Source organism: Petrimonas sulfuriphila (assembly GCA_038561985.1).
Lineage (GTDB): Bacteria > Bacteroidota > Bacteroidia > Bacteroidales > Dysgonomonadaceae > Petrimonas > Petrimonas sulfuriphila.
The window spans coordinates 1,413,302-1,427,190 of record CP073276.1 but is presented as its reverse complement, the minus strand read 5'-3'; the positions used below and the strand labels follow the sequence as shown (position 1 = coordinate 1,427,190).

Here is a 13,889-nt window from a genome sequence, read left to right as displayed (position 1 = left end):
AAAAGAGAATAAAAATCTTCGTGCTGCATAGGTAATTGTGATAGAGGACTTGATGAACATCTCGGTAAGCAGGGAAAAGAGTTATCTTCTCTTCGACTCTATAAACAGCGTGTACGAATCAACATCATTCATCATTACCACCAATATATCTCCGGCGGAGTGCCTAAGGCCACCTTACGATAAAGCCCCTGTAACGGTCATTCGAGACAGGTTGCTCTATAAATATAAGTTGCTTCAGCTATCAGGAAAAAGTTATATAAACTTCTCCTCTTCCTTGGACAGTTTTTATTCACAGATAAGTTAGTTTCTTGGAGGTCGTCTCATAATAAACCATGAGACGGCTTTTTTTCTATCTTACTTTTTCATCAAGAATCGATTTTTTCTATTTTTCAAATGTAAATTTCCATTCTTTCGGCTATTTGGAGAATAAAAGGCCTCCAAAAAAAAAAACAGCCCATTCAAGACCTTACGATGCCATTTTTGCCAGTTATAGGCACTCAAGAGCAAACCAAACTCCACTTCTGGGGTATCCTTGCCTCTGCAAAGAAACCGCTTGAAGTATTTGTTATTTTTCAGTATACCGAAGGTGGCCTCAACATCCTGAAACCTTTGACTTCGATGCATCACCTCCTCTTCCGAGAGTAACTTCACTTTTTCTTTGACCTTTAACTTGCTTAGTCTGTGATTGGCTCGTATCACCTGGTCATTTTTGAATTTATGATAAAGAGACCTTAAAGTACATCCCGGGCAACGCGTCGCCTTATAATGGTGGACTTCTTATGTGAAACTTGTTTTGGTTTTCTGCCTTTGTATATAGATCAGGCGTATGGGTTGTCCCATGGAGCAATAAAAGTAATCTTGCTTCTCGTTGTAATAAAAGTTGGAAGAACGGAAAGGATCATTCATTTGCTGGATTGCTCCTTGTAGAAGTAGTTGAATTTGATAAAGGAGTTGATTCCTTTTTCTTGCGCGTAAAGATAGTTCTCCTCGCTGCCATAACCGGTATTGGCAATGAATTCTCTCAGGTAGAGGTCATAAAGGGATTTACACTGCTCAAGACGGTCGATGTAAGTGGTAGTATCAGAAGTAGTCTGGCGCTATTTTGCCTAGTCTAACCAGATATTAGCCACTCTCGTTCTATGGGCCATCACCGTATACCTGTTCCAGAAAAGAAAAGCGTATTGGATAACCCTGCTCCCGGCCCTGTTCATGACAGCCGTGGTGACAACATACATCATGCTTGCCCCCGAAGGGCTTGCCCTTTCAAAACCTGTCTCATACGCTACAGGATTCGCTGTCACAGCCCTCGTGTTTTCGACCTTCCTATTTTATACAAGAAATAAAACAGACGACTAAAGAATAGCTTTAAAAACAATGTAGGTTTTAACAAAATCTTTCTATTAGTTTTATTGGCTCCAAGTCAATAAAATGATTCTTCGTCATTCTTAGCAGTATCCATACAATAAATATCCCATTTCAATACCTAAAGTTAGTATACAGTAAAAATTAATCAATTTTTCTTGATTATATCTGCAAGTCTATATACATTTGAACTATAAAATCACAGCGAAAAACTATGCTCGCAAAACGACATAACCGATCACATAACGCTCCGTCATTTCACTGAAAATTATATTCGGGAATTGAAAAACAGATAAACCCAGGATTAACACAATCATCTTGGATGAGAATAACTTCAAAAAAAACAGACTATGAGATTATTATTGACAAACATTATTCTCGCTTTTTTTATTGTAACCTCTTTTGGCCAAAAAACAAAAAGTTACGATGTTGTTGTTTATGGCGGCACATCCGCAGGCATAGCCTCCGCTATTCAATCTTCAAGAATGGGCAAATCGGTCGTACTTATCGAACCGGGTAAAAGACTCGGAGGGCTGACTACAGGAGGACTGGGTCAAACGGATATCGGAAACAAGCACGTGGTGGGCGGAATCTCCAGAGAGTTTTACCAAAATATTGGCAAGTACTACCAAATTCCTGAAAACTGGAAATGGCAAGAAAGAAGTGATTATGTAGACGAAGGGCAAACAAGAACCGAAAAAGGTGAAGATGCCATGTGGACATTTGAACCTTCCGCAGCCTTGAAGGTGTATCATCAAATGCTCTCTCATGAAAAAGTCGATATCGTGTACGGTGAAAGATTAAACAGGGAAACCGGAGTAATCAAGAAAGAAGGCCGAATTGTCTCCATTGAAATGGAGAATGGCAAAAGGTATACCGGGAAAATGTTTATCGACGCAACCTATGAGGGCGACTTAATGGCAGCAGCCAAAGTATCGTACAGCGTTGGCCGAGAATCAAATAACGAATATGGAGAAACGTTGAACGGTATTCAGGCAAACAGAATAAACAGGACTTTAAAATGGACGCTTTCCAGAAACGCCCATAACCATAATTTTATCGATGCAGTAGATCCTTACGTGGTTAAAGGCGACCCAAGCAGTGGTTTGTTACCCTACATCGTTGAAGGAGGAAAACCGGGGATCGATGGGCAAGGAGACAAAGGCATCCAGGCATACTGTTTTCGGATGACGCTAACGGATCACCCAGAGAACAGGATTCCTTTCAAAAAACCGGATAACTACAAGGAGATAAACTACGAACTCCTTTTCAGAAATTACGAAGCAGCAACCGGCCCGATTGAAGAAATGTATACTTACGGCGACAAACTGGTTCCCTGGATAAATTCGCCCATGCCCAACAGGAAGACGGACACAAACAATCAAAAAGGATTTTCAACCGATTTTATTGGACAGAATTATGATTATCCCGAAGCAAGTTATGAAGAGAGGGAAAAAATCGTTCAGGCTCATCGCGACTATCAGCAAGGTCTAATGTGGACATTGGCTTATCATCCCCGGATTCCTCAAAAAGTAAGAGACGCAGTATCAAAGTGGGGTACCTGTAAGGATGAATATGAAAAGGGAAGCAACGGCTGGCAAGAACAGCTTTATATCCGGGAGGCCCGCCGCATGAAAAGCGAATATGTTATGACGCAGAAAAATTGCGAACGAATAGAGGTCGTTGAAGATCCTGTGGGTATGGGAGCTTACGGTATGGATTCGCACCACGTAAAACGACATGTCGATGCCAACGGTTTTGTGCAGAACGAAGGGAACGTGGAAGCGCATGTCCCTAATCCTTATCCGATAAGCTATCGATCAATCGTTCCTAAAAAAGATGAATGCGAAAACCTGCTGGTGCCCGTGTGCTTAAGCGCAACCCATATTGCGTTTGGGTCTATTCGTATGGAACCCGTATTTATGGTACTGGGGCAATCCGCAGCAACGGCTGCATGCCAAGCAATAGACCAAAGGAAGGCGGTACAGGATATTGATTACACACTGTTAAAAGAAAAATTACTGAACGACAAGCTTATACTTGAAATTGAATAGTAACAACTTATATAACAGCTTACATCTCTATCCGTAAAAAACGATTACTTTTCTGATTTTCCTGGTCTTCCTGGTAGCCGGTTTTATTTTTATTGTTTAACCTCCATTTTTTCAGCATTTTTATCATTTTCTTAAATTATTCCTTTATCTTTGCAATATATTTAGACGTTGCGATGATTTTTTCACATTCAACATACACGACTCCCTTCACTATGACTATGACCCCCTGGGGGGTTATATAATATTTTACATCCACACGGCAACGCTGTTTGCCACATGCAAATCAACCGGTTTGCCACATGCCATCCTACTTTTTTTTGTTTCATTAAAAAAACCGTTCACAACGGTAAAAATATATTCATACACATGAAAGTTATGAAATTTGGAGGGACATCCGCAGGGACTCCCGAAAGTATGCTTTTGGTTAAAAACATCATAGAAGCTGAAAAAGAGCCTGTGATTGTTGTGGTCTCCGCTCTTGGAGGCGTGACCGACCGTCTTCTACTGGCAGCAGATTTTGCGTTAAATGCAAACCCGGGTTACCAATCGATATTGGAAGAAATCATCTTCCGACACGAGGAGATGATCAGGGAAATGGTAGTTTCCGCTGTCGATCAAAAGGAACTGAGGCAGAAAATCGACCCGATGTTCGAAGACCTGCGCAACATATTGCGGGGTGTTTACCTGATCGGAGACCTGTCGCAGAAGACATCGGACAAGATCGTCAGCTACGGCGAACGTTTCTCCTCGCTAATCGTAAGCAAAATAATCGACGGGGCTAGAGTTTATGATTCCACTCAGTTTATCAAGACCACAAAACAATTCAGCCATCACATCCCCGACATCGCGTATTCCAACGAACTGATCAAGCAGGCATTTTTAAGTGACCCGCTTCCCAAAGTGGCTATAGTTCCTGGATTTATCTCGTCGAGCAAGGAGGCGGACGATATCACTAACCTGGGCCGGGGTGGATCGGACTATACCGCCGCCATTATCGCTGCTGCACTTAACGCTTCTGTGCTGGAAATATGGACGGATGTGGATGGCTTCATGACGGCCGACCCCAAAATCATCAACTCGGCTTACGTCATTGAAGAACTCTCGTTTACGGAGGCCATTGAGCTTTCCAACTTCGGGGCAAAAGTGATCTATCCCCCAACCATCTTCCCCGTCTACCACAAAAGCATACCTATCCGCGTAAAGAATACTTTCAAACCTGCTTCGGAGGGCACACTTATCCGCAATATAAAGCCGACCCCTAACGGAAAAATAATCAAAGGCATCTCGTCGATCAACGATACCGCCCTGATTACCATACAGGGACTCGGCATGGTAGGAGTTATCGGCGTAAACAAACGGATATTCACGGCATTGGCGGATAACGGCATCAGCGTTTTTCTGGTCTCCCAAGCATCCTCCGAAAACAGCACATCCATCGGAGTCCGCACCCAAGATGCCCCGCTTTCCCAAAAAGTACTCAGCAAAGAATTTGCGAAAGAGATAGAGAGGGGAAGCATCAACGAGATTATTGTCGAATACGACCTGGCAACCATTGCCGTAGTGGGACAAAACATGAAACACGTGCCGGGGGTTGCCGGCAAATTTTTCGGAACGTTGGGAAGGGGTGGTATCAGCGTTGTCGCGCTAGCTCAGGGTGCATCGGAAACCAATATTTCCTGCGTGATCGCCAAAACCAACCTGAAAAAAGCACTCAACATCATCCACGATTCGTTCTTCTTGTCGCCTTACCAGGAATTAAACCTTTTCGTTATCGGAACCGGAACGGTCGGGAGCAAACTGCTGGCACAGATTAAGCAGCAAAAGCACATTTTAGAGGAACAGAACAAGCTGAAAATAAACATTGTAGGAATTGCCAACGGACGAAAAGCCTTGTTCTCGCGCGACGGGATTTCCCTCGAGAATTACTTCGAAAACCTGATGTCCAGGGGCGTCAAAAGTTCACCTCAACTGATCCGGGATGAAATACTCAAAATGAATATCTTCAATTCCGTCTTTGTGGATTGTACTGCCAGCCAGGCCATTTCAGAATTGTATGAAAGTCTGATATCCAGAAATATATCAGTGGTGACGGCAAACAAAATTGCAGCCTCGTCCGACTACAAGAATTACCATCACCTGAAGGAGACCGCCCGAAAAACCGGAACAAAATTTCTTTTCGAAACCAATGTAGGGGCGGGATTGCCCATTATCAACACGATGAACTCCCTCACCAACTCGGGAGATAAAATCGTCAAGCTCCAAGCAGTACTATCGGGGACACTGAACTTTATTTTCAATACCCTGAGCGAGGATGTTCCTTTTAGCAAAGCCATAAAAATGGCGGTGGACGCTCAGTTTGCCGAGCCCGACCCCCGTATCGACCTGAGCGGATTGGATGTTACCCGCAAATTGGTAATCCTTTCCCGGGAAGCCGGCGCTCAAGTGGAACAGGAAAATGTGCAAAAGCACCTGTTCATCCCGCAAAAGTATTTCGAAAGCACCCTTGATGAGTTCTGGTCAACCATCCCCGAAATGGATGAAGCTTTTGAAAACCGGAGAAAAAAACTCGATAAAGAAGGGAAAAAGCTCCGCTTTATTGCTACGTACGACAACGGCCTGTGCGAAGTCGGCTTACACGAGGTGGAAAAGGGACACCCTTTCTACGACCTGGAAGGTAGCAACAACATCATTATGATCACCACCGAACGCTACAATGAGTATCCGATGGTCATCAAAGGCTATGGTGCAGGGGCAAGCGTTACCGCTGCTGGCGTTTTTTCCGACATTATTTCTATTGCGAACATACGATAAAGAAAGAAAAATGAAATACATCATCATCCTCGGAGACGGCATGGCAGACGAACCCGTTGCAAAACTCGGCAACAGGACGCCCCTACAGGCAGCCAAAACACCGTATATGGATAGGCTGGCACAAAAAGGACGCAGCGGCATGCTCGACACCATTCCCGAAGGCATGTCTCCGGGAAGCGAAATTGCTAATCTTTCCGTGTTGGGATACGATGTTCCCCGGGTGTACGAAGGCCGGGGTGTGTTGGAAGCCGCCAGCATGGGTGTAGATATTCTGCCGGACGAAATGGCGATGCGGTGTAATTTAGTGACTATCGACAACGATGTGCTGAAGAATCACTCTGCCGGACACATTCCCACAGCAGAAGCTGCCGAACTGATTCATTTTCTGGACGACAGGCTCGGGAATGACCGGTTTCGCTTTTATCCCGGTGTTTCGTACCGCCATTTATTAAAAATAAAAGGTGGAAACAAAAACATCGTTTGTACCCCGCCCCACGATGTTCCCGACAAGCCTTTTTACCCCTTGCTGATCAAACCGGCCGAAGAGCCCGCCCAAAGCACTGCTGACGAACTGAACAGACTGATCCTTGCCTCGCAAGAAATACTGCCGGCTCATCCCGTAAATCAAAAGAGGATTGCCCTGGGAAAAGATCCGGCCAACAGCATCTGGCTGTGGTCGCCCGGGTATCGCCCCGGCATGCAGCCGCTGAACAAGAAATATCCTATTCAAAAAGGAGCGGTAATCTCGGCCGTTGACCTCATCAGGGGGATCGGTGTATATGCAGGATTGGAGGTTATCCAGGTGGAAGGTGCCACCGGGTTGTACGACACCAACTACGAAGGGAAGGCCCGTGCCGCCCTGGATGCACTGAAAGAGAACGATTTTGTTTTCCTGCATATTGAAGCCAGCGACGAAGCCGGACACGAAGGGGATGTGGATTTGAAAGTGAGAACCATCGAATACCTCGATTCGCGCATCGTAAAACCCATTTTCGAAGAAACCTCAACGTGGGACGAACCCGTCACTATTGCCGTCTTGCCCGACCATCCCACTCCCTGTGCTATCCGCACACACACCCGTGATGCCGTTCCTTTTGTTGTCTATCACAAAGGAATTGAACCCGACAGCGTAAAAACATACGATGAGTTTGCTGCGAAAAAAGGTGTTTTTGGCCTTCTTCGCGGGGATGAATTTATGAAGAATCTGATTTTGTAGAACATGAACTATTACAGCACCAACCAGTCCGCACCCGTTGTATCGCTCCGGGAAGCCGTGGTAAAAGGACTTGCTCCCGACAAGGGGCTTTATATGCCCGAAAGTATCCCCCATCTTCCGGAGGTTTTTTTCGATGAAATCGGCCGTTTTGGATTGATAACCATCGCTAGAACGGTAGCCCGGGCTTTCTTTGGGGAAGATATCCCACAAACAAAACTGGATGAGATCGTTGCCGACACGCTCAATTTTGACATTCCTCTTGTAAAGGTGGAAGACGGAATTTATGCGCTGGAGCTTTTTCACGGGCCAACCTTTGCCTTCAAGGATGTGGGGGCCCGGTTCATGGCACGGATGTTATCCTATTTCGTGCAGGAACAGAGGCAGGAAGAGGTAAAAGTACTGGTCGCCACTTCGGGCGACACGGGAAGCGCGGTTGCCAACGGATTTTTGGGAGTAAAGGGCATCCGCGTTTTCGTTTTGTACCCATCGGGAAAGGTAAGCGATATTCAGGAAGCTCAGTTCACTACCTTGGGAAAAAATATTGTTGCACTCGAAATTGACGGGACGTTCGACGATTGCCAGGCCCTGGTGAAATCGGCGTTTATGGATGAAGAACTAAACCTGCAGATGAATCTCACCTCAGCCAACTCCATCAATGTGGCGCGCTTCCTGCCTCAGTCGTTTTATTATTTTTACGCTTATGCACAACTGGCCAGGCAAGGGATTTCTACGGATGTGATCCTGTCTGTGCCCAGCGGGAACCTGGGCAACCTTACCGCGGGGCTTTTCGCCAAACGGATGGGATTACCGGTAAAACGGTTTATTGCTGCTAACAACCGCAACGATGTATTTCGGGAATACCTACAGTCGGGGAAATATACTCCCCGGCCCTCTGTACAAACCATAGCCAACGCCATGGACGTAGGTTCACCCAGCAACTTCGAGCGCATCCTCAACCTTTACGGACACTCTCACGAAGCCATTTCAAAAGATATTTCCGGATACCGGTTTTCCGACGAAGAGATACAATCGGCTATCAAAGGGGTATACAAAGGATCAAACTATCTCCTTGACCCACACGGCGCCTGTGCTTACCTGGCCCTGAAGAAAGGCCGGAAAGCCAGTGAGGCAGGTATTTTCCTCGCCACTGCACACCCTGCCAAATTTAAGGAAACCGTGGAGAGTTGTATCGCAAAGGAAATTGAAATTCCCAAAGGATTAGGGGCATTCATGAAACAAAAAAAACAATCGTATCCGCTCCCCCGGAATTTCGCTGCGTTTAAAAAAGCGTTAATAAACTTGTCTTAAGTTTTATTTTGGATATTTTTTAACGCTATTAAACCTAAATTGATTAGTTTTGCGCTTAGAATCAGATTGGGGCTTTTCGTTGATGAAACAACTCATAACCGTTTTATATTTTCTAACCGTAACCACGCTTCTTCCTCAACTTTCTTTTTCCCAAACAAGAACGCTGAGCAGTGATTCATTGCGTCAACAGCCCACAGACTCAGTTACTGCAGACTCACTATCGACAAAAGAGAAGCTCACGGCCCCGGTATTCTATACAGCCCAGGATTCCATGGTTTTCACCAAAGGCAATTTGGGTTACCTTTACGGTGACGCCGATGTAAAATACGGCGACCTGGGCATCAAGGGGGAACAGATCACCATGAACCTGGATAGCAATCTCATCTCATCCACCTTCGGGCTCGATTCAGTCGGAAAGGAGTTCGGGTTTCCCGTATTTACGCAGGGAGGTACCGAATACGAAATGAAAAAGGTCCGCTACAATTTCGACACTGGCAAGGCATTTATATCCAACGTTATAACGCAACAGGGAGAAGGGAACATCGTCGCCAACACGGCGAAAAAGAATGCCGACAATTCCTTCTATATGGTGAATGCCAAATACACCACCTGCGACCTGCACGATCATCCGCATTTTTACCTGAACTTGTCGAAAGCCAAGGTACGTCCCGAAAAAGATGTTGTCACAGGCCCGGCCTGGCTGGTGGTTGCCGATGTCCCGCTTTTCCCTATTGTCCTGCCCTTTGCTTTTTTCCCTTTCACCGAAACCTATTCTTCGGGAATAATTATGCCATCGTATGGTGATGAGATGGAACGCGGATTTTATCTTCAGAACGGCGGATATTACTTTGCCATTAACGATTATGTTGATTTAGCGCTGACCGGCGAGATATATACCAAAGGGACCTGGGGGCTTAGTGCACGGTCTAATTACCGCAAGAGGTACAAGTTTTCCGGTAGTGTAAACGGAAGCTACCTGAATACCGTCATCGGAGATAAGGGATTAAAAGACCTGAATATTCCCGGTGCCTATTCGGTCTCCAAAGATTTCAGGATTAACTGGACCCACTCGCAAGACCCGAAAGCCAACATGTACCGGACGTTTTCCGCCAGTGTGAACTTCTCAACAAGCCGTGCCAACCTGAACGACTTATCCCGGCTCTACTCCCGCGAGGCATCCAACAACACCAAAAGTTCGAGTGTAAACATCACGCAGCGCTTCCCCGATTCGCCCTGGAGTTTATCGGCATCGATGAATATCAATCAGGTCTCGCGCGACTCCACCGTCTCCGCGACGTTGCCCAACATCTCCATCACCATGAACCGCATCTACCCCTTCAAGCGCAAAAAGGCGGTAGGCGCCGAGAGGTGGTACGAAAAAATATCCATGAGCTATTCGGGTGAATTCCGCAACTCGGTAAACGCGATCAAGGAGAACAGGTTCTTCAAATCAAACCTTATCAAAGACTGGCAAAACGGCATGCGCCACAGCATCCCGGTGAGTGCCACCTTTTCGCTGTTCGACGTGATCCAGATATCTCCGTCGGTGAACTACACCGAACGGTGGTACACCGGCGGAATAAAAGAGGCCTGGGACCCGGTGGAAAAGAGAAACGTGGTTGTGGATACCGTAAACGGATTCAAAAGGGTGTACGACTATGGCGCCTCCATCAGTGCCAATACAAAACTGTACGGAATGTACGTTCCCTGGAAGATTTTCGGAGACAAAGCACAAGACATCCGCATCCGTCACGTCTTTTCACCCAGTATCAGCCTGAGTTACAAACCCGATTTTGGAGATCCCAAGTACGGTTTCTACGAAAAATACACTTACCGCAATGAATTCGGGGAGGATGTGGAATATTCTTATTCGCCTTATTCCCGAATGATGTTCGGAACCGCTCCTGCAGGACAAAGCGGGAGTATCGGATTCGATTTTAAGAACAACCTCGAGATGAAAGTGAAAAGCGAGAGCGACACCACCGGATTAAAAAAAATAAGCCTAATCGACGACCTGGGTGTAAACTTCAGCTACAACATGATGGCAGACTCCATGAAATGGAGCATGATCAACACCAATGTCCGTTTGAAATTGTCAAAATCCTACACCCTGAGCCTTAACGCTACTTGGGACCCGTATGTCTATGAGCTGGACAAGAACGGAAGGCCGGTTGCAGTGGACAAACTACGTGTTTTTAACGGCAAAGGAATCGGGAAACTGCAAAGTACCGGCACCTCGTTCTCCTACTCCGTCAACCAGGATACCTTTAAGAAACTGTTCGGCAAAGAAGACGCTAGCAACGAGGACAAGGAGGGCGGAGAAGACTCCAACGCCAACCTTCCTGATGACGGCACGATGGGACGGAATCCAAACGAAGCCGCCGCAAAGAAAAGTGTTTTTGATACCGGAAGCCAGTCCATAGGAGAATTTGACGATGACGGCTACCTGAAAAATCAGATTCAGTGGAATCTCTCGTTTAACTATTCGGTAAGGTATGGGTACGATATGCAGAATTTCGATTTTGACCGGATGGAATATCCGGGAAAGTTGACGCACAGCCTAGGTTTCAGCGGTTCCATCCAACCGACCAAAAACTGGAACTTGACGTTCAATACCGACTATAATTTTGATTATAAAAAATTCACAAGCATCAACTGCTCACTGACCCGGAACCTGCACTGCTGGAGCATGTCGGCCAGTTTTATCCCCATCGGGCCGTATAAATCGTACAATTTTACCATCCGAGCCAACGCTTCCATGCTGCAAGACTTGAAATACGATCAGCGTTCATCACCGTACGACAACGTAAGCAATTGGTATTAAGCATTTATTTTCCCCACAATTTTTTCATCAATTCCTTCATTTTCGCCTCCGAAGGATTGGGCTGAGCCTGCCAGAACTTACTGCTTTTCAACTCCCGGGGCAGGTATTCCTGTTTGACAAAGTTATTCTCGTAATCGTGGGAATATTTGTAAGCCTTCCCATAATCAAGCTCCTTCATCAACGAAGTGGGAGCGTTGCGCAAATGCAGCGGTACAGGGAGGTTTCCCGTTTGCTCCACTTTCGAAATGGCGCTGTCGATAGCCAGGTAAGCGGAATTACTCTTCGGGGAGGTAGCCAGGTATATGGCTGTTTGCGCCAATACGATGCGCCCTTCTGGCCATCCGATTTTCTGAAGGGTATCAAAACAGGCATTGGCCAGCAGCAGGGCGTTGGGGTTGGCCAACCCGATATCTTCAGCAGCCGAGATAACCAGTCTGCGCGCGATAAATTTAGGATCTTCCCCTCCCGCAACCATCCGCGCCAGCCAGTAAACCGCAGCATCGGGGTCACTCCCGCGAATGGATTTTATAAACGCCGAAATGATGTCGTAGTGCATCTCGCCACCCTTATCGTACGCCGCCGGATTTTCCTGTAAGCGCTCCGTAACACCCTTATCCGTGATAACGATTTTTTCTCCGGTCTCTTCTGCAGCTATAACCAGCTCCATAATATTCAGCAGCTTACGCGCATCACCTCCCGAAAAACGGAAAAGAGCATCGGTTTCCTCAACTTCGATCTCTTTTCCTTTCAGGATATCATCTTCGGTCAGCGCACGATCCATCAACACCTGCAGGTCTTTTACCTCCATGGATTTCAAAACGTAAACCTGACAACGCGAAAGCAACGGGCGGATAACTTCAAACGATGGATTCTCCGTTGTTGCACCGATGAGCGTAATGATTCCGGTTTCTACGGCATGTAACAGGGAATCCTGTTGCGACTTGCTGAACCGGTGAATCTCATCAATAAATAGAATGGGGGCAGCAGCTTCAAAAAAACGGTTGTTCTTGGCCTTCTCAATCACGTCCCGCACATCCTTTACTCCCGAATTAATGGCGCTTAACTTATAAAACGGAGCGTGCAACGTGTTGGCAATGATGTTTGCCAGCGTAGTTTTGCCGACACCCGGCGGTCCCCAGAAAATGATGGAAGGGATCCGGCCCGAATCGATCATCTTGCGCAAAACAGCCCCTTTACCGACCAAATGTGTTTGCCCGATAAATTCGTCCAGGCTCCGCGGACGCAACCGTTCTGCCAAAGGTGCACTCATCACTTTCTCACGGATCAAATCAATATCTGCCGGCAATACTCCATACAGGTTCTTACCTCCTTTACCGAAGTTGACCAGGGTACAACCGGATACTCCAATTCGATATCGCAATAAATTGGCCACTTCTCTTTCTGGATTAAGCGCAACACTTCGGCAATGGGGGTTTCTCCCTGCCCGAATACCTGGTTAGTATTCTTTTGCGTGGCATTCGTTGCGCTCGTCTTATCCTTTACGTGAATACTTGCAATCCGGTTGTAATATTTCCGAATAAAATCGGCAGGGTTCAACCCGGTTGACCCCAGGTAATGCCCTATATCGAAGTTCAGCATGTTGGCCGGTGAGTATGCCAACAACCCGTCTACATCAAAACCGGGCTCTCCAAACTGATAATGGTTGTGTAAAATGGCGTACATCCCGTTTCTGGCGGCAACGGGCCCCATCAGCCGGGCATTTTCATCGTTCAGTTCAGCACTGATTCCTATTGCCCCAAGTGTTTTGGCCACTTTGAATGAATAATCGAGTTCCTCTTCCGTATTTCCGGCCACCCATTTATAGATATGGATTTTCACACCCGCATCGTTGAATTTTTTTCGGAGTTGGGCATATTTATCCAGCGTTCCGTTTACTTTTCGCCATTCTTTCAAGTCGCGGTTGTACTGATCCAGCGTCTTCCTTTCTGCATCGGAAAGCTGACGCGGAGCACCGGGAGGACGTTGCAACGGATTTTTGGGAGCTCCAAGGTAATCCTCCACGCCTGTACCCATCAGCTCAACGGAGCTTAAGCCTGCATCAACGCAAGCCTTTAAAACTGCTTCAAGGCCACCGGTCAAGTCACGGAAACTGTAGGTAATAGCACCGACCTGGACTCCACTGAATTTCGAATTCGGAATACCCTTTCCCGGAGCCGATGACTGAGTACTCCCGTACGATGTAGAAAACGGAATTACTGAAGCAGCCGTCGCAGCAGCAGCAGCACCCAGAAAACCTCTTCTGGAAAGCCTTTCTGTAAAAATCTCTTTGTCTTTCATTTTATTGTTTTTATTT

8 protein-coding genes and 2 pseudogenes are annotated in these 13,889 nt (G+C 46.4%); 7 read left to right on the top strand and 3 right to left on the bottom strand.

The window, feature by feature from the left end; translation table 11 throughout:
- Window positions 1-52 precede the first annotated feature (52 nt).
- Window positions 53-304, top strand: coding sequence for a hypothetical protein (locus KCV26_05835; protein ID WZX37894.1), 252 nt, complete (start codon window positions 53-55; stop codon window positions 302-304).
- Between the two features lie 50 nt (window positions 305-354).
- On the opposite strand, the pseudogene KCV26_05830 reads toward KCV26_05835, so the two are convergent.
- Window positions 355-768 (bottom strand): annotated as a pseudogene (locus tag KCV26_05830) (transposase).
- A 303-nt stretch (window positions 769-1,071) separates the two neighbouring features.
- Between KCV26_05830 and KCV26_05825 the strand changes: the two are divergent.
- The 6 genes and pseudogenes from KCV26_05825 (at window position 1,072) to KCV26_05800 (ending at window position 11,575) form a co-directional block, all read left to right on the top strand.
- Window positions 1,072-1,356, top strand: a pseudogene (locus KCV26_05825) (hypothetical protein).
- A gap of 356 nt (window positions 1,357-1,712) precedes the next feature.
- Window positions 1,713-3,416 (top strand): FAD-dependent oxidoreductase, encoded by a 1,704-nt coding sequence (locus KCV26_05820; protein WZX37893.1) that lies wholly within the window; start codon window positions 1,713-1,715, stop codon window positions 3,414-3,416.
- 366 nt (window positions 3,417-3,782) lie between these two features.
- Window positions 3,783-6,227, top strand: coding sequence for a bifunctional aspartate kinase/homoserine dehydrogenase I (gene thrA / locus KCV26_05815; protein WZX37892.1), 2,445 nt, complete (start codon window positions 3,783-3,785; stop codon window positions 6,225-6,227).
- A gap of 10 nt (window positions 6,228-6,237) precedes the next feature.
- Entirely contained in the window at window positions 6,238-7,443 is a 1,206-nt protein-coding gene (locus KCV26_05810) for a cofactor-independent phosphoglycerate mutase (GenBank protein WZX37891.1), read from the top strand.
- Window positions 7,444-7,446: 3 nt separating this feature from the next.
- A complete protein-coding gene (gene thrC / locus KCV26_05805; protein WZX37890.1) occupies window positions 7,447-8,751 on the top strand; it encodes a threonine synthase in 1,305 nt (434 codons plus the stop codon).
- 82 nt (window positions 8,752-8,833) lie between these two features.
- Window positions 8,834-11,575 carry an LPS-assembly protein LptD gene (locus KCV26_05800; GenBank protein ID WZX38332.1) on the top strand — a complete coding sequence of 914 codons (2,742 nt, stop codon included), beginning with the start codon at window positions 8,834-8,836 and terminating at the stop codon, window positions 11,573-11,575.
- A 4-nt stretch (window positions 11,576-11,579) separates the two neighbouring features.
- Here KCV26_05800 and KCV26_05795 read toward each other — a convergent pair whose 3' ends face one another.
- Window positions 11,580-12,845: a replication-associated recombination protein A gene (locus KCV26_05795; GenBank protein WZX38331.1), complete on the bottom strand. Its 1,266-nt coding sequence runs from the start codon at window positions 12,843-12,845 to the stop codon at window positions 11,580-11,582.
- 14 nt (window positions 12,846-12,859) lie between these two features.
- Entirely contained in the window at window positions 12,860-13,873 is a 1,014-nt protein-coding gene (locus tag KCV26_05790) for a sugar phosphate isomerase/epimerase (GenBank protein WZX37889.1), read from the bottom strand.
- Between the last annotated feature and the right edge of the window lie 16 nt (window positions 13,874-13,889).